The organism is Amycolatopsis sp. NPDC054798 (genome assembly GCF_053611505.1).
In genome coordinates this window covers 37013-54343 of the sequence record NZ_JBSHAM010000061.1, presented here as the reverse complement: position 1 = coordinate 54343, position 17331 = coordinate 37013, and the positions used below count along the sequence as shown (strand labels likewise).

Sequence of the window (17331 nt, the reverse complement as noted above, 5' to 3'; positions counted from 1 at the left end):
GGCGGGAATGATGCCTTGACAAGCACCCTCCTCCCGCATTTTTGGCTTCGTATCGGGGTGCAGGGCGGGGAGTGGCTGCCTGGGTTTCTTTGGGTGTGGTGGCGGGGGTTTAGAGAGTGGGGCTTGCGCCCCAATGCGGAAGTGGGTGGGTCAGGTGCGTTGGGGGCGCATCGTGGCAGGTGGGGCGGGATGCGAAGGGGGCGTTGAGGGAATTCAAGTCGTGTGCGGGGAGGCGCTGATCCTGCCGATTAGCGCGCCTGGCGGCACGATGGCCCGATGACCACAGTCGCATTCCTCGGCACCGGGATCATGGGCCGTCCGATGGCCGCCAATCTTGCTCGCGCTGGGTTGACCGTGCGGGCCTGGAACCGTACTCGCGCCAAGGCGGAGCCGCTTGCTGCTGAAGGCGTCACTGTCGTCGGGTCTCCTGGCGAGGCGGTGAAGGGGGCCGATTTCCTGGTCACCATGCTCGCTGACGGGCCTGCGGTCGCTGAGGTGTTTCGTGGGCTTTCGCTGGAACCGGGGACGATTTGGCTGCAGACCAGCACTGTCGGCGTCGAGTGGGCTGATCGGCTTGCGGAGGCGGCTGTCGCGGCGGGGGTTCCGTTTGTCGATTGTCCGGTGATGGGAACGAAGGGGCCTGCTGAACAAGGGCAGTTGCAGGTGCTCGCAGCTGGGCCGGACAACGTGCACGACGGTGCTGCGCAGGTGTTCGACGCGATTGGGTCGAAGACTCGTTGGCTTGGTACCGAGCCTGGCACGGCGACGCGGCTCAAACTGGTGATGAACGCTTGGATTCTCGCGCTCACCAACGGTACGGGGGAGAGCCTTGCCCTCGCGAAGGTGCTGGGGGTCGACCCGAAACTGTTCTTCGACGTCATGAGCGGCACGGGATTCGACGTCCCTTACGCGCGAGCGAAGGGGCCGATGATGCTGTCCGGCGAGTATCCGGCCAGCTTCCCGGCTTCGCTCGCGGCGAAGGACGCGCGGCTCGTCGTCGAAGCGGCGGGGCAGGCGATCGACGTCGGCGGCGCGGCGGCTGCGTTGGCGCATCTGGAGGCTGCGGTCAAGGCAGGGCACGGCGAGGACGACATGGCGGCGGTGTACGAGGGGATCGTCAAGAAGGGGAGTTGAGCAGCGACGCGACCCGGTCCACGCCGATGCCGGAGATGATCAGGCGCTCCTTCGCGTTTCCGAGCAGTCGTGCGGTCCATGGGGTGAAGCCGCCGTCGCCGACTGCGGCTGGTCCGGCGCCGAAGTCGGCGGTGACGGTGAAGCAGAGGCCCGAGTAATAGTCGCGGCCGACGGCGCGGTCCGGGTCGTCGGAGACGGTTACGTCGGGCAAGGCTTCCTGCACTGAAGCGGCGAAATCGGCGAAGCGACTGTCCAAAGTGGTCACTTGGAAGCCTGCTGCGCGGGCACCGGCGGCGCGCACTGCGGTGGTGAGGAACCGGGCGTGCTCCACCAGGTGTTCGCGTTCGAAGGCCAGGCTGCCGCGGTCGCGGCCCGCGGTGACGGCGGCGAAGAGCGAGAAGTGGGCGAAGAGTCCGGGCCCTGGGGGCTGGGCTCGCACGACGCGTTGCACGGTGGCGAGCCGCACCGGTGCGGAACCGCTGCGCCGGACTGCGGCTTCCAGCGCCAGGCCGTTCGTCGGGTCCGCGGCGACTTCGGTGCCGCGGCCGGTCGGCACGACTCGGTGCTGGGCGAGTCCGGCCACTGTGGAATGAGTGCCGAGCGGGGTCACCGGAGAGAGCACGACCCGGTCGAATTCCGGCGGGGCGGCGGAAAGCAGGGCGTCTTCGACCTGGCGGAGCACGTCGAAAGCGAGCGGCGCGGGCGTGGTGAAACGGTCCGCGCGGTAGCGGCGCAGGACGTCTGGTCCGCGCAGTTTCGCTGCCCGGCGCCGGGCCACTTCCAGTTGCAGCGTCGTCAGATCGGTGCCGGGCAAATCAGCGAGGACGTCGGCGGCGGGGCCGCCCGGTCCGGCGAGCACGCGAGGGAGCGGCCCGCGTCCGTTCGAGGAGTCCATAGGCCGAGGAGACCAGCCCGGACGCGTCTCCGCGAACGGTTTTCCGCGTCGGCGACTCCGTTGGGTGACCGTCTCGGCGGGGGGTCCCCGCCGAGAAGCGCCGCAGGCGGTAACCTCACACCACCTAAGACCCCGCACCACCCGAGGAGGGCCCGTGTCGGCAGGGCAGATCGCCGCGCTGATCGCCGCAGGAGCTTTCGTACTGCTGGTCTTGCTGCTGGCGATCCCGCTGCTCAAGCTCGGCCGCACGCTGGACGAGGCGACGATCGCGATCCGCAAGGCGCACGAGAACAGCGACCCGATCCTGATCGGCGCCAACGAGACGATCACGCACGTCAACGCGCAACTCGAGCGGGTCGACGGGATCACCTCGAACGCGCAGGCGGTGAGCGGCAACGTGTCCGCGCTCTCGTCGGTGTTCACCGCCACGCTCGGCGGCCCGCTGGTGAAGACCGCCGCGCTGTCCTACGGAATCAGCAAGGCGATCCGCGCGCGCCGCAAGAAGCAGGACGCGAAGGCCGCCAAGGCGCAGCGCCCGGCCCGGCGGGGCAAGAAATGAAGCGGCTGTTCTGGCTCGGGGTCGGGGTCGTCGCCGGGGTCGCGCTGAGCCGCAAGGCCAGCGAAACGGCTCGTCAGGCCACGCCCGCTGGGTTAGCATCGAACCTGGGCGACGCCGTGCGGGAACTCGCGGGCGCCGTCGGGTCGTTCGGCGCCGAGGTGCGCGCTGGGATGAACGAACGGGAACAGGAGCTGCACGACATGGTCGAGGAGCGGACCGCCGCCGTCTCGCCGCCTTCGGGCGCGGGCAGGCACGCGGCACGTCGCCCCGCCCGGCGAGCTCGCCGGGCGGAGGGCTGATCTCCGCGCGCCTTCCGCCGCCTCCGACCCCCGTTTCCTTCCCCGGCCGAAGCCGGGTCTTCAGCACAAGGACGTACCCGTGGACACACACGAGATCACTGACCGTTTCCTGCGCCATTTCGAGAGCCGCGGCCACACGCGCGTGCCGAGCGCCCCGCTGATCCTCGACGACCCGAACCTGCTGTTCGTCAACGCGGGCATGGTCCAGTTCAAGCCGTACTTCCTCGGCGAGGCCCCGCCGCCGTACCCGCGCGCGACCTCGGTGCAGAAGTGCGTGCGCACGCCGGACATCGACGAGGTCGGCAAGACCACCCGGCACAACACGTTCTTCCAGATGGCGGGCAACTTCTCGTTCGGCGACTACTTCAAGGAAGGCGCGATCGAGAACGCCTGGGAGCTGATCACCAAGTCCCAGGACGACGGCGGCTTCGGCCTCGACCCGGACCGGATCTGGGCGACCGTCTACGAGAAGGACAGCGAGGCGGCCGGGCTGTGGCGCAAGCTCACCGGCCTGCCCAGCGACCGGATCCAGGTCCGCGACGGCAAGGACAACTACTGGGACATGGGCGTGCCCGGTCCCGGCGGCCCGTGTTCGGAGATCTACTACGACCGCGGCCCGGCCTACGGCCGCGAGGGCGGCCCGGTCGCCGACGAGGACCGCTACATCGAGATCTGGAACCTCGTCTTCATGCAGGACGTCCGCGGCGATCTGAGCCCGAAGCTGGGCCACCCGCCGATCGGAGAACTGCCGAAGAAGAACATCGACACCGGCATGGGCGTCGAGCGCGTCGCGACGATCCTGCAGGGCGTCGAGAACGTGTACGAGACCGACCTGGTGCGCCCGGTGATCGGCCGCGCCGAGGAGTTCTCCGGCCGCCGCTACGGCAACAACCACGCCGACGACGTCCGCTTCCGCGTCATCGCCGACCACGCGCGCACCGGCGTGCTGCTGATCGGCGACGGCGTCACCCCGGGCAACGACGGCCGCGGCTACGTGCTGCGCCGGCTGCTGCGCCGCATCGTCCGCTCCACGCGCCTGCTGGGCGTGCAGGAGCCGGTGCTGCAGGAGTTCGCGAAGGTCGTCAGCCAGACCATGGGCCCGACCTACCCCGAGCTGATCAGCGGCTTCGACCGGATCTCCGAGGTCGTGCGCGTCGAGGAGGAGGCGTTCCTCGCCACCCTCACCAGCGGTTCGCGGATCTTCGACCTGGCCGCGGCCGAGACGAAGAAGGGCGGCGGCGACGTGCTCGCCGGCGACAAGGCGTTCCAGCTGCACGACACCTACGGCTTCCCGATCGACCTGACCCTCGAAATGGCGGCCGAACAGGGCCTGACCGTCGACGAGGACGGCTTCCGCACGCTCATGGAGGAGCAGCGCAAGCGCGCGAAGGCGGACGCGGCCTCCCGCAAGAGCGGCCACGGCGACCTGTCCGAGTACCGCAAGGTGCTGGAGCAGCACGGCGAAACCGAATTCCTCGGCTACACCGAGCTGCAGGCGGACGCGAAGGTCGTCGGCCTGCTCGAAGACGGTCTGCCGGTGCGCAGCGTCGCCGCGGGTCACAAGGCCGAGCTGGTGCTCGACCGCACCCCGTTCTACGCCGAGAGCGGCGGGCAGATCGCCGACACCGGCGTCCTGGTCGGCGACGGCGTCGAGCTGAAGGTGCTCGACGTGCAGAAGATCGTGCCGGGCCTGTTCGTGCACCGCGTCGAGGTCACCCAGGGCGAGGTCGGGATCGACACCCGGCTCACCGGATCGGTCGACGCGAACCGCCGGCTCTCGATCGAGCGCTCGCACTCGGCCACGCACCTCGTGCACGCGGCGGTTCGCGGGGCGTACGGCAAGCGAGCGGCGCAGGCCGGTTCGCTCAACGCGCCGGGCCGGATGCGGTTCGACTTCACCACGCCGGGCGCGGTGTCGACTGACATCCTCACCGAGGTCGAGCAGGAAGTGAACGACTACCTGCAGACCGACGTCGAGGTGCAGAGCTACACCACGACCAAGGACAAGGCCCTCGAACTGGGCGCGGTCGCGCTGTTCGGCGAGAAGTACGGCAACGACGTCCGCGTCGTCGACATGGGCGAGTACTCGCGCGAGCTGTGCGGCGGCACGCACGTCGGCCGGATCGGCCAGCTCGGCCTGGTCAAGCTGGTGTCGGACGCGTCGGTCGGCTCCGGCGTGCACCGCGTCGAGGCGCTGGTCGGGCCGGACGCGCTCAAGCACGTCCGCAAGGAGCAGCTGCTCGTGTCGCAGCTGGCGAACACGTTCAAGGTGCCGTCGGACGAACTGCCCGGCCGGATCGAGGACGTGCTGTCCCGGCTGAAGAACGCGGAGAAGGAGATCGAGCAGCTGCGCACGCAGCAGGTGCTCGGCTCGGCGCGCGCGCTGGCGGACAAGGCGGAGGACGTCTCCGGCGTCTCGGTCGTCGCCGAGGTCGTGCCGGACGTCGACGGCAACGGCCTGCGCGCGCTCGCCTCGGACATCCGCGGCCGCCTCGGCGACCGCGCCGGTGTCGTCGCGCTGTTCGCGCCTTCGGGGGAGAAGGTGGCCTTCGTAGTCGCCACGACCTCGGCGGCGCGCGACAAGGGAATCGCGGCGGGCAAGCTCGTGCCGTCGTTCGCCGAGGCGATCGGCGGGCGCGGCGGCGGCAAGCCGGACATGGCCCAAGGCGGCGGCAGCAACCCAGCGGGCGCGGAGCAGGCCGTGACGGCGCTGCGCGCGGCGGTCGCGAACCTTGGCCGCTAAACCCCGGAGAGGCCCGGATCGGCCCGGCGAGACCGATCCGGGGCGGGGCAGGCGGCTCGCGGTCGATGTCGGGTCTGTCCGGGTGGGAGTCGCGCTGAGCGATCCCGCCCCCGTCCTCGCGAGCCCGCTCGTTACCCTCTCCCGTGATGCGAAGGACGACAGCGATCTGGACCGGCTTGCCGACCTCGTCACCGAACACGAGGTGGTCGAGGTGATCGTGGGCTTGCCGAGGACGTTGGCGAACCGGCAGGGCGCGGCCGCGGACCTCGCGCTCGCGTATGCGGAGAAGCTCGCCGGGCGCGTGGGGGACGTGCCCGTGCGGCTGGCAGACGAGCGGTTGACGACGGTCACCGCGTCGCGAATGCTGTCCCAGCGGGGGGTCAAGGGACGCAAGCAGCGCGCCGTGGTCGACCAGGCAGCGGCAGTCGAGATTTTGCAAGCCTGGCTCGACGCCGCCGCCGCGCACCGCGCCCGGAAAGGCGACTCATGACCGACCCCCGCGGCCCCGGGAACCCGGGTGGCCGCCGTCGGCTGCGCAACCCCGACACACCGGATTTCCCGGAGCCCGCAGCGGGTTCCGGCGCTCCGGGCGGACGGCGCAGGCGACGCGAGCCTGAAGACGAACCTCCTCCTCGCCGTGCGGCAGCCGAGGGCATGCCGCCTGGCGAACGACGACGTCCGCGTGGCGACGTGCCACCGCGTCCTCCCGCCGCGGAAGGACGGCGGCGCGCACCCGAGCCCGGGCCTCGTCCGGCCGGCGAAGCGACCCGTCGCGTCGCACCGGACGCGGTGCCTCCTGCCGAACCGCCGCGTCGCGCTGCTGCCGACGCGCCGCCGCCCCGGCGCCGGCGTCCGGCCGCGCCGCAGGAACGGCCGCAACGGTCGACGGAGAACTGGGATTTGCCGCCGCACGCGGCCGACGACCTCCCGCGCGCCCGTCCGCGCCGCATAACTCCAGGCGACGCACCGGTGGCCGGGAACGACGTTCCGCCCGCGGACGTCGAGCCGCCCGCCGGTCGGCGCCGTCGGCGCGAAGACGTCCCGCCGGTCGATGCCGAACCTCCGGCAGGCCGTCGTCGTCTTGAGGACGCACCCCCGCCGCCTCCGCCGAGCGAGCCGCCTGCCGGCCGTCGCCGTCGGCGCGAGGACATCCCGCCGCCGGTCGACGTCGAGCCGCCGTCCGGCCGTCGCCGCCGGGACGACGTCGACGCGCCGGTGGAAGCTGCCGCGCCTGGCCGTCGCCGGGCACCGGAAATGCCGCCTCCGGCTCGCCGCGCGCCCGCGCCGCCGCCGGACGGCTCGATGCCGCCGGATCCTCGGTTCGCCGAGGCTTCGATGCCGCGCGATCCTCGCTTCGCCGATGCGTCGATGCCGCCGGATCCTCGCTTCGCTGAGGCTTCGATGCCACGCGACCCCCGGTTCGCTGACGCCTCCATGCCGCGTGATCCGCGCTTCGCGGACGCGTCGATGCCGCGTGATCCGCGCAACCAGCCACCGCGTCGGCAGCCGGTCGAGCAGCCCACCGAGGTGATCCCGACCGTGCCCGCCGCGCACGAACCGGAGCACCCGGACGAACAGCCGATCGACGGTCTCTTCGAAGACGAGTACGACGAATACGGCGAGTACGACGAGCACGCCGCCTACGACGAGGACGGCTACGAAGACGGTTACGACGAGGACGGCTACCCCGAAGACGGCACCGAGCCGCCGGTCGAGGAGCCGCCCGCGAAGAAACCCCGCAAGAAGCGCAAGCGCGCGATCGGCTGGATCGCCGCGGTGCTCGTGCTCGTCCTGCTCAGCGGCGGTGCCTATTTCGGGTACCAGAAGATCTTCGGCTACGCGGACTTCGACGGTTCCGGCGAAGGCGACGCGCTCGTGCAGGTCGAACAGGGCGACACGACGTCCGCGATCGGCGCGAAGCTCACCGACGCGGGCGTGGTCGCGAGTTCCCGGGCGTTCGTGAAGGCGGGCGCGGAAAACACCGCGCTCAGCAAGATCCAGCAGGGTTATTACCTGCTGCGTCAGCACATGTCCGGCGAGAACGCGGTCGACCTGATCACGTCGCCCGCGGCGCGCGTCGGGCGGCTGGAAATCCGGCCGTACACGCAGTTCGACGACATCACCCAGCCCGACGGCAAGGTCACGCCGGGCGTGTTCAGCTTGATGTCGAAGGCCTCGTGCGCGACTTTGAACGGCAAGAGCACCTGCATTCCGGTCGACCAGCTGCGCAAGACCGTCGCCGATGCCGACCTCAAGGCGCTCGGCGCGCCGGAGTGGGCGCTGGCCGACGCGGGCAAGGCGCTGAGCAAGGACAAACGGCTCGAAGGTCTGATCGCACCGGGCGTGTACGACGTGAAACCCGGGTGGAGCGCGACCGAACTGCTCACCGACCTGGTGAAGCAGTCGGCCGATTCGATCCAGGCGGCCGGGCTCACCGCGCAGAACACCGGGCCGGGGAAATCGCCGTACGAGACGCTGATCATCGCGTCGCTCATCGAACGCGAGGCGATCAAACCGGACTTCGGCAAGGTCTCGCGGGTGATCTACAACCGGCTCGCGCAGCGCATCCGGCTGGGGCTGGACTCCACGGTCAACTACGTGCTGGACCGCCCGACGCTGCTCACCAAACCCGAGGACCGGGCGAAAGCGGGACCGTACAACACCTACGCCAACTACGGTCTCCCGCCGACGCCGATCGCGGTGCCCAGCATGGACGCGATCAAGGCCGCGGTCAGCCCGACCCCTGGCGACTGGGCGTACTTCGTGAAGTGCGAGAAGGACGGGCATTCCTGCTTCGCGGTCACGTACGACCAGCACAACCAGAACATCGCCCTGGCGGAGCAGCGTGGCGTCATCAAATGACCGGCCGCGCCGCGCGGCGGTGCTGGGCAAGCCGGTGGCGCATTCGCTGTCGCCGGTGCTGCACCGCGCGGCGTTCGCGGCGCTGGGCCTGGACGGCTGGACCTACGACCGGGTCGAGACGGACGCCGCCGAGCTGCCCGGGTTCGTCGACGGCCTCGGCCCGGAGTGGGTCGGCCTTTCGGTCACCATGCCGGGCAAACGGGCCGCGCTCGACCACGCCGCCGAGGTCACCCCTCGCGCGGCCGCGGTCGGTGCGGCGAACACGCTCGTGCGTCGCGCGGACGGCTGGCTCGCCGACTGCACCGACGTCGACGGAGTGACCGGAGCCCTGCAGTACGCCGGTGGCTACTCGCCTTCGGTTAGCGACCAGGCAGTGGTGCTCGGCGCGGGCGGCACCGCTGCCGCCGCAGTCGTCGGGTTGGCCGCGCTGGGCGTCACGACGGTGCGTTTGGTGGTACGGGAACCAGCGCGGGCTTCGGAAACCGTGGACGCGGCCAAGCGCGCGGGCTTGGCGGTGGACGTGCTGCGATGGTCCGAAACGGACTTCGCGGACCTGGCGGACGACACAGCGGTGCTGGTCAACACGGTGCCGCCGGACGCGGTCGTGCCGCACATCGCGGAGCTGTCCCGGGTCGGCAGCGTGCTCGACGTCATCTACCACCCGTGGCCGACCCCGCTGGCCGAGGCGGTGCAGCGGCGCGGCGGGCGGCTCGCGACCGGGCTCGACATGTTGCTGCACCAGGCATTCGGGCAAGCGGAGCATTTCACCGGGCAGCCGGCGCCGCGCGAGGAGATGCGGGCGGCGCTGCGCGAAGCGAGCGGAAACATCCTGCCGCTGCCGATTTCCTGATATTCTGGCTGGCTGTTTTCAACCAGCATCAGGGGGGATCACTGTGTCCAGGCAACAGTTCGAAGAGAAAGAAATCCAAGCGGCGTGGGTGGGCGAGGCTCCGAAACTCGACACCACCATCACGCTCGCCGAGTACGACCCGGAATGGCCGCGGCTCTACGAACGCGAGGCGGAGCGGATCCGCGCCGCGCTCGGGGAACGCGTGCTGCTGCTCGAACACGTCGGGTCCACGTCGGTACCGGGGCTCGCGGCCAAGCCGATCGTCGACATTCTGCTCGAAGTGCCTGATTCGGACGACGAAGACGCTTACGTGCCCGACCTCGAAGCCGCGGGCTACCGGCTGGTGATCCGCGAGCCGGACTGGGAGAAGCACCGCTGCTTCAAGGGTCCGGACACGAACATCAACCTGCACGTCCACTCGCCGGGCAACGGCCAGACCGAACGCTATCTGCTTTTCCGGAACCGGCTGCGCGGTCATCCGGAGGAGCTGGCGCTGTACCTGGCGAAGAAACGCGAACTCGCCGCTCGCGTGTGGGAGTACGTCCAGAATTACGCTGACGCGAAGAACGATGTGATCGACGAGATCATCGAGCGGGCGCGGAACGCCTGACCCGCGGGTTACGGTGGGCGGCATGAAGATCGCGATCCTCGACGACTATCAGAACGTGGCTCTCCAGTGCGCGGAGTGGGAGTCGCTCGAGGCGGAGATCGAGGTGTTCACCGAGCCGTTCGCCGGGCCGGACGAGGTCGTCGCGCGGCTGGCCGGGTTCGACGTCGTGGTCGCGATGCGCGAGCGCACGCCGTTCCCGGCCGCCGTGTTCGACCGGCTGCCCGAGCTGAAACTGCTGGTCAGCACCGGCCGGCGGAACGCGGCGATCGACCTGGACGCGGCTAAGCGGTGCGGCGTCGTGGTGTCCGCGACCGGTGCCCTCGCCGCGCCGACAGTGGAACACGCGTGGGCGCTCATCCTGGCCGGCGCGCGAAATCTGCCCCTGGAATTCCGTTCGATGCGCGAGGGCGGCTGGCAGGTCGGTCTCGGGATGGCATTGCGGGACAAGACACTCGGCCTGCTCGGTCTCGGCAGGCTGGGCACCGAGGTCGCCCGGATCGGCCAGGCGTTCGGGATGAAACCGATTGCCTGGAGCCAGAATCTCACCCCGGAGCGGGCGGCCGAACACGGCGTCACCGCAGTGTCCAAAGAGGACTTGTTTGCGCGGGCCGATGTGCTGTCAGTCCACTTGGTACTGTCCGAGCGCACTCGCGGACTGGTCGGTGCGGCCGAATTCGCCGCGATGAAGCCGACCGCGTTGCTGGTGAACACCTCACGCGGGCCGATCGTGGACGAGCCGGCGCTGCTGGAGGCGTTGCGCGGCAAGAAGATCGCCGCGGCCGCGCTGGACGTCTACGATGTCGAGCCGTTGCCCGCGGACCATCCGCTGCGAGAGTTGGACAACGCGATCCTGACGCCGCACATCGGTTACGTGAGCCGGGAAACGTACGAGATTTTCTACGGCGGCGCGGTGGAGGACATCGCCGCGTTCCAGGCGGGCGAGCCGATCAACGTGCTGACCTGACCGAGCGGGACCGCTTGCCGTCCGGGGTCAGCGGAACTGCTGATGCGTTCTGACGTCGCGATTGCCTGGTCTTGCCGCGGCGACGTCGTGAGGGGCGGATTTTTGGCGTGGTGGCGGGTTTCTGGTTTCGGAGGGTGAGTCCGGGCTATCGCAAGGGTGGTGCGAGTTCACTGATTTGAGCGACGGCGGAATCGAACACGCGTTCGATATTCTGGCTGTATGTCCAGACCGACCGAGAGCCCGGCAGCGGTAAAGCTGGCGGAAGTGCTCCGCGAGACCCAGCGACAACTGAACGCTGTCTACGCCAGACAGTTGGCGGCCATCCGGGAATTCGAGGCGACCGGCGAGATCATCGAGGGCTATTCCTCGACGGCGGCGTTCCTGTGCGCGGCCTTGCATGTGACCCGCCGAGACGCCCGCACCCGGGTCGCGCAGGCCACCGCGGCTCTGCCCCTGACGGGGAAGGCCCTTGCCGCTGGCGAGATTGCCGCGCAGCACGTCGCTGTGATCGCGGAGTGCTTCGCTGACGCCCCGGAGTGGTTGCCGCCCGAAGACCGCTCGGCGGCCGAGGAAACCCTGGTGACGTTGGCGGTGCAGGCTGATCCCGGCGTGCTGCGGCGTGCTGCGGCACGGCTGCGCGTCTATTGGGAAAACGACGGCACCGCGCCGTCCGGGGACGATTCCGGTTCCAGCGAAGACTCCGGCGAGGCGGTCCGGCCGCGGCGGGAATTCCGTTGGCACTGGACCCGTGCCGGCCGCTTCCGCTTCACCGGCAATGTCGACGGCGAAACCGGGGCTTTGGTCGAGCAGCTCCTCGTGCCCTTGGCAGCACCGGATCCCGCCGACGGGACCGGCGTTCCCGATCCCCGCACACCCGCCGAGCGCGACGGCGACGCCTTCGCCGCGATCGCCGACCTCGCGGCCCGCGCCCCCGACCTGCCGGTCAAAGCCGGCGAACGCGCCGTCGCGACCGTCACCGTGAGCCTGGAGGACCTGAAAGGTGCCGCCCGCGCGGCGACCCTCGAGGACGGGTCGGTCCTGCCGGTGTCGCGTCTGCGGCGGATGCTGTGCGACGCGAAGGTGTATCCGGCGGTTCTGGGCGGCAAGGGGCAAGTCCTCGACCTTGGGCGGTCCGCTCGCACCGCCACTCTGGCCCAGCGTCGTGCGCTGGCGGTCCGGGACCGGGGCTGCACGTTTCCCGGTTGCGACCGAAGCCCGAAATGGACGAACCCGCACCACGTCGTGCACTGGGCCGACGGCGGAACGACCGATCTGGACAACCAGGCCTTGTGCTGCGAACGCCACCATCGGCTGCTGCACCACAGCGGTTGGCGCGTCGTTGTCCGTGACAGCGTCGTCTACTGGATCCCGCCTGCTCTCCTCGACCCGGACCAGAAGCCCCTCCGCAACACCGCCCACCACCGACCGCGCACAGCCAGTCCGGTGCCGACACCGGTCGCGGCGCCACCGGGAGTTGCTTCGGTTCCCGGCTCGACGGTTGTGTCCGGCATGACGGGAGCGGCCTAGCTATGACCAGGCAACACTGGGTTCGAGGGCAGGCTTGCCCGCTCTCAGGGAAACGCCCTCACTGTCGGCGGGTAGACCGCCCCGTCCGGGGGCAAGGTCAGATCCACGAAATACCGTGCCATCGCCGCGGAAGCGGCCGTGCTCGGCACGTCCAGCGTGGTGTGCCCGGGCCCGTCCACCACGACCACGTGGCCGTCGCCGAGTTCCCGGGCAGTGGCTTGGGCGTTGGCGAGCGGGGTGACCGGGTCGTTCCGGTTGGCCAGGATCAGGATCGGATGCTGCCGGGGCCGGTTCCACGGCCCGAGGTACCGGTCCTCGTCCCGCGCGGGCCAGCCGACGCACTGCGCCATCGAAAACACCGGCGCGACTCCGAAGTACGGCTGCCGTTTCGCTTCTGCGGCAGCGAGTTCGGCGTACTTGGCGGTGTCCTGCGGGAGTTCGCTGTCGAGGCACTGCACCGCGAGGAAACCGGGCGAATGCGTCGGCACTCGCGGATCGAGCACCGGCGCGGGGGACACCGGCGACGACGGCACGAGCCCGGCGAGTGTTTTCGCCAGCCGAGGCCACCGGGACGATTGGTACAGCGCCCGGTCGATCGTTTCCAACAGCGACGACACCGTCATGCCGCCGACCGGACCGTGCGTCAGCCGGGCGAAGACGGCGGCGAATTTCTGTTTCAGGTCACCGCCGGCGAACGCGCATTTGCCCGGTCCGGCCGCGTCGCAGGCGGCGAAGAACGCTTCGAGTTCCTGTTGCTGGGCAGTCGCGACGTCGGCGCGCACGTCGACCGGTTTGTGCTGCTGACCCGGCTGTCCGGTGGCGTTCGCGACGAGATCGAGCGTCCCGTCGAGGACCATCGCGCGCAGCTTGCCGGGGAACAGGTTCGCGTAGGTGCCGCCGAGGTACGTGCCGTAGGAATAGCCGTAGAAGTTCAGCTGCTGCTCACCCAGCGCCTGCCGGAGCACATCCAGGTCCCGCGCGACATTCGCGGTGGACAGATGCGACAACTCGGCCCCGGTCCCGGCCGCGCACGCTTTGCCGACGGCCGCGCTCGCGGTCCAGAACGCCGCGCTGTCCCGCAACGGCGAACCGGCCGCGGGCGGCGTTCCCGGGCACTGCACCGGCGCGCTGCCGCCGATTCCGCGCGGATCGAAGCTCACCAGGTCGAATTTGGCCCGCAGCTCCTCCGGGTACCGCGGGCCGAACCGCATCAGCTCGCCGACCCCGTCCGTGCCCGGACCGCCGAAATTGATCACCAACGACCCGACGCGGTGCGCGGGATCGGTGGCGGGCATGCGGATCACCGAGAGATTCAGCTTCGCACCGCGAGGCTCGCGATAGCTCACCGGAACCGGCGTTGTCGCGCACTGGAAACCGCTGTGGCACGGTGCCCAGTCGAGCTTGGGCGCCGCAGCACCGTTGGTGCCTAACGGAAGCGGAGCGTCCGGCGCGGGCAATGCCGACGGCGCTTGGGTTTGCGCGGCCGGTGCGGAACAACTCGCGACGAGCAGCAGCACCGCCGCGGCCAGCGCGGGCCGGGGTCTCACGCGGAGAGTTCCGCCAGCACGGCGTCAGTGAAGGGCGGCCACACCTGTGCGGCCCACGGCCCGAACGACCGGTCGGCGAGCCCGACGCAGGCGTGGCTCGCTTCCGGGTCCACCCACAGGAAAGTGCCCGACTGCCCGAAGTGGCCGAACGTGCGCGGCGAACTGTGCGCACCCGTCCAATGCGGACTCTTGTGGTCGCGCAGCTCGAAGCCGAGCCCCCAGTCGTTCGGCTTCTGGTGCCCGAAACCGGGCAGCACGCCGTTCAGCCCTGGGAACGCGATTTCGGTGGCAGCGTTCAGGGTTTCCGGCGCGAGCAGCTTGGGAGCCTGCAGTTCCGCGGCGAACCGCAGCAGATCGTCCAATGTGGACACGGCACCCGCGGCGGGGGAGCCGTCCAGCCGGGTCGACGTCATGCCCAGCGGTTCGAAGAGCGCTTCGCGCTGGTACTCGGCGAACTCGATGCCGGAATGCCCGGCCAGCGCGTCGGCGAGTTCCTCGAACCCGGCGTTGGAGTACAGCCGGCGCGTGCCGGGTTCGGCCATCGCCTTGTGCGCGTCGAAGGCGAGCCCGGAGGTGTGCGCGAGCAGATGCGCGATGGTGGAGCCCTCCGGCCCGGTGGGCGTGTCCAGCTCGACGACGCCCTCCTCGATCGCGATGTGCGCGGTGTAGGCGGTGAGCAGCTTGGTGACCGACGCGAGCCGGAACGGGCGGGCCGGGTCGCCGTGCCGCCCGCGCACTTCGCCGGAAGCGGAGACCACCCCGGCCGCGGCGTTGTCCACTGGCCATTCGTCGATCAGGCGCAGACTCTCCATGTCCGCCAGCGTAATAGGACCCGCGCGGCGGCTGTCTCGCAGTGCCGTAACGCGACGAACCGTGCGGAGCCCCGGAAGTTCCGGAGCGCCGCACGGTTCGTGGTTTCCCCGTGGAGCGGTATCGCTACTGAGCGTCGAGATCGGTGGCGACCAGCTCGGCGACGGCCTCGACCGCCGCCTCGGCGCCTTCTCCTTCGGCGCTGATGACGACCTCGTCGCCGTACGCGGCGGCGAGGGTCATCAGGTTGAGGACGCTGCCGGCGGCCACCGGGTCGCCGCCGTTCTTGGCGATCTGCACCGCCACGGGCTGGGCCGCGGCCGCCTTGGCGACCAGTGCGGCCGGGCGGGCGTGCAGCCCCACCTTGCTGGCCACGGTGACGCGTTTCTCCGGCATGGTGTACCTCTCTTGCTTTTCTCGGGTGTTACTTCGCGGCCGTGCGCTCGAGGTCGCCCTCGATCGAGTCGTCCTCGCGGCCCGGCGTGCGCAGGTTGAACTTGGTGATCACGACGCGGAACACCACGTAGTAGATCACGGCGAACACGAGCCCGATCGGGATCAGCAGCCACGCCTTGTGCGCGGTGTCCAGCGACGAGTTCAGCGCGAAGTCGATCGCGCCGCCGGAGAACGAGAAGCCGAGGTGGATGCCCAGCGCGTTGCAGACCGCGAGCGAAACGCCGGTCATGATCGCGTGGAAGATGTACAGCGGCCACGCGACGAACATGAACGCGAACTCGATCGGCTCGGTGACGCCGGTGATGAACGCGGTCAGCGCGGCCGAGATCATGATGCTGCCGACGAGCTTGCGCTGGCCGGGACGCGCGGTGTGCACGATCGCGAACGCCGCGGCCGGGAGGGCGAACATCATGATCGGGAAGAACCCGGTCATGAAGGAGCCGGAGCCCTGCACGTGGTGGAAGAAGTTCGTCAGGTCGCCGCCGCCGAAGATGAACCACACCGGCACGTTCAGCAGCTGGTGCAGGCCGATCGGGATGAGCAGGCGGTTGAGCAGGCCGTAGATGCCGCCGCCGAGGACCGGCGAGCCGACGACGGCCTCGCCCGCCGCGGTGATGCCCTGGTCGACGTACTTGAACAGCAGGCCGAAGATCACGCCGAGCACGATCATCGCCAGCGCGGTGATGATCGGCACGAACCGGCGGCCGCCGAAGAAGGCCAGCCAGGACGGCAGCTTGATCCGGTGGTAGCGCTGCCACAGCAGGGCCGCCACGATGCCGGACACGATGCCGGTCAGCACACTGTAGGGCCAGTGGATCGGCGCGAGGTCCCAGCCGGGCTTGTAGCCCTGCTGGCTCTTGATCGGGGCGATCGCCTGGATCACCTTGTTGAACACGACCCAGCCGATGACGGCCGCGACGGCGGTCGACCCGTCGCCCTTGCGGGCGAAACCGACCGCGATGCCGATCGCGAAGATCAGCGGCAGCCAGTCGAAGATGCCACCGCCCGCCGCGCCGATCACGTCGGCGGCCTTGCCCCAGTTCAGGCCGTCCTTGCCGAGGACGTCGTCTTGGCCGAGCCGGTTCAGCAGACCGGCCGCCGGCAGCGTGGCGATCGGCAGCATGAGGCTGCGGCCGAAGCGCTGCAGCCCGGCAAGGCCGCCGCCCTTCTTCTTTCCGCTAGCCCCAGCCGCGGTGGTGGCGCTCATCGGATACCTCCATTGTGGGGTTGGTCGCCGGAACTCGGGGTGTTCCGGTCCAGCTGCATGGTCACCTGGTAGTGGTCGCCCCGGTACCAGGACGTCATGTCCTCCACCGGTTCGCCGCCGGAGCTGGAAACCCGGCGGAACACCAGGAGCGGACTGCCGGTGCGCATGCCGAGCAAGCGCGCCGTTTCGCGGTCCGCGGATTCGGCCCACACCGTCTGGTACGCCTGGTCCGGCCTGCGCGAGAAGGCGTCGGCCAGCTGGGCGTACAGCGAACGGGTCAGGTCGAGGTCGAGCAGGCCGGGGGTCCGGCCCGCGTGGTACCAGCCGCGTTCCACGGCCAGCGGTACGCCGTCGGCGCGCCGCAGCCGGACGAGCCGGTGCGCGGGAACGCCCTCGGACAGGCCGAGCGCGCGCGCCGAAGTCACCGGCGGGACCTCGGTCGAGGTCGAGATCACTTCGGTGGTCGGGGTGAGCCCGCGCCGGCGCATGTCGTCGGTGAACGACATCAGGTACACCTGCAGTTCCATCCGCCTCGCGGCGGTGAAGGTGCCCTTGCCCCTGACCCGGGCCAGCAGTCCTTCCTCGACGAGCTTCCCGATCGCCGACCGGACGGTGAGCCTCGAAACGCCGTAGTGCTGCGCGAGCTCTCGCTCGGACGGGATCGGCGAGCCCGGCGGGAGCTCGCGCTCCACCAGGCGGCGCAGGATCTCCCGCAGCTGGGCGTGCTTCGGGGTCGGCCCGTTGACCACGCGGTCGGCGGGGTCGGGCGGCGGAATGTGCGCGGCCGCACTCATCTCGATGTCACCCTCCCTCGCTCCTCGCGCACCGGGGGCCGGTGCTCGCGTCCACGCCGGAAGATTGGTACGTT

General features: G+C 70.1%; 15 protein-coding genes and 1 pseudogene. 10 read left to right on the top strand and 6 right to left on the bottom strand.

Annotated elements, in window-relative coordinates:
* Positions 1-276 precede the first annotated feature (276 nt).
* Positions 277-1134, top strand: coding sequence for an NAD(P)-dependent oxidoreductase (locus tag ACWGIC_RS30970; RefSeq protein WP_452079442.1), 858 nt, complete (start codon positions 277-279; stop codon positions 1132-1134).
* Here ACWGIC_RS30970 and ACWGIC_RS30965 read toward each other — a convergent pair.
* The gene (locus ACWGIC_RS30965; protein WP_452079441.1) at positions 1118-2029 is read right to left on the bottom strand and encodes a hypothetical protein; all 912 of its coding nucleotides are present in this window, start codon (positions 2027-2029) and stop codon (positions 1118-1120) included. The two genes, ACWGIC_RS30970 and ACWGIC_RS30965, sit on opposite strands and share 17 nt — an antisense overlap.
* A gap of 154 nt (positions 2030-2183) precedes the next feature.
* Between ACWGIC_RS30965 and ACWGIC_RS30960 the strand changes: the two genes are divergently transcribed.
* From ACWGIC_RS30960 to ACWGIC_RS30920, 9 genes and pseudogenes are all read left to right on the top strand, one after another.
* On the top strand, positions 2184-2588 hold the full coding sequence (locus tag ACWGIC_RS30960; RefSeq protein ID WP_452079440.1) for a DUF948 domain-containing protein: 405 nt from the start codon (positions 2184-2186) through the stop codon (positions 2586-2588).
* Entirely contained in the window at positions 2585-2887 is a 303-nt protein-coding gene (locus ACWGIC_RS30955; protein ID WP_452079439.1) for a hypothetical protein, read from the top strand. Before ACWGIC_RS30960 ends, ACWGIC_RS30955 begins: the two co-directional genes overlap by 4 nt.
* Before the next feature lie 79 nt (positions 2888-2966).
* Positions 2967-5630, top strand: coding sequence for an alanine--tRNA ligase (gene alaS, locus ACWGIC_RS30950; protein WP_452079438.1), 2664 nt, complete (start codon positions 2967-2969; stop codon positions 5628-5630).
* Positions 5620-6120, top strand: coding sequence for a Holliday junction resolvase RuvX (gene ruvX / locus ACWGIC_RS30945; RefSeq protein ID WP_452079437.1), 501 nt, complete (start codon positions 5620-5622; stop codon positions 6118-6120). Before alaS ends, ruvX begins: the two co-directional genes overlap by 11 nt.
* Before the next feature lie 200 nt (positions 6121-6320).
* Positions 6321-8492, top strand: a complete 2172-nt coding sequence (mltG, locus tag ACWGIC_RS30940; RefSeq protein WP_452079436.1) for an endolytic transglycosylase MltG — start codon at positions 6321-6323, stop codon at positions 8490-8492.
* Positions 8476-9342, top strand: coding sequence for a shikimate dehydrogenase (locus ACWGIC_RS30935; protein ID WP_452079435.1), 867 nt, complete (start codon positions 8476-8478; stop codon positions 9340-9342). Before mltG ends, ACWGIC_RS30935 begins: the two co-directional genes overlap by 17 nt.
* Before the next feature lie 43 nt (positions 9343-9385).
* Positions 9386-9949 (top strand): annotated as a pseudogene (locus ACWGIC_RS30930) (GrpB family protein); the annotation flags it as partial.
* A gap of 25 nt (positions 9950-9974) precedes the next feature.
* Complete coding sequence (locus tag ACWGIC_RS30925; RefSeq protein WP_452079434.1) at positions 9975-10916, top strand: D-2-hydroxyacid dehydrogenase family protein; 942 nt, start codon at positions 9975-9977, stop codon at positions 10914-10916.
* A gap of 219 nt (positions 10917-11135) precedes the next feature.
* Complete coding sequence (locus ACWGIC_RS30920) at positions 11136-12443, top strand: DUF222 domain-containing protein (RefSeq protein ID WP_452079433.1); 1308 nt, start codon at positions 11136-11138, stop codon at positions 12441-12443.
* Between the two features lie 44 nt (positions 12444-12487).
* On the opposite strand, the gene ACWGIC_RS30915 is transcribed toward ACWGIC_RS30920, so the two are convergent.
* From ACWGIC_RS30915 to ACWGIC_RS30895, 5 genes are all read right to left on the bottom strand, one after another.
* On the bottom strand, positions 12488-13990 hold the full coding sequence (locus ACWGIC_RS30915) for an alpha/beta hydrolase (RefSeq protein ID WP_452079432.1): 1503 nt from the start codon (positions 13988-13990) through the stop codon (positions 12488-12490).
* Complete coding sequence (locus ACWGIC_RS30910; RefSeq protein ID WP_452079431.1) at positions 13987-14802, bottom strand: serine hydrolase domain-containing protein; 816 nt, start codon at positions 14800-14802, stop codon at positions 13987-13989. The genes ACWGIC_RS30915 and ACWGIC_RS30910 overlap by 4 nt, the downstream gene beginning before the upstream one ends.
* A gap of 124 nt (positions 14803-14926) precedes the next feature.
* Positions 14927-15196, bottom strand: coding sequence for an HPr family phosphocarrier protein (locus tag ACWGIC_RS30905; protein WP_452079430.1), 270 nt, complete (start codon positions 15194-15196; stop codon positions 14927-14929).
* Between the two features lie 28 nt (positions 15197-15224).
* The gene (locus ACWGIC_RS30900) at positions 15225-16463 is read right to left on the bottom strand and encodes a PTS transporter subunit EIIC (RefSeq protein ID WP_452079429.1); all 1239 of its coding nucleotides are present in this window, start codon (positions 16461-16463) and stop codon (positions 15225-15227) included.
* Positions 16460-17257: a GntR family transcriptional regulator gene (locus ACWGIC_RS30895; protein WP_452079428.1), complete on the bottom strand. Its 798-nt coding sequence runs from the start codon at positions 17255-17257 to the stop codon at positions 16460-16462. Before ACWGIC_RS30895 ends, ACWGIC_RS30900 begins: the two co-directional genes overlap by 4 nt.
* Positions 17258-17331 lie beyond the last annotated feature (74 nt).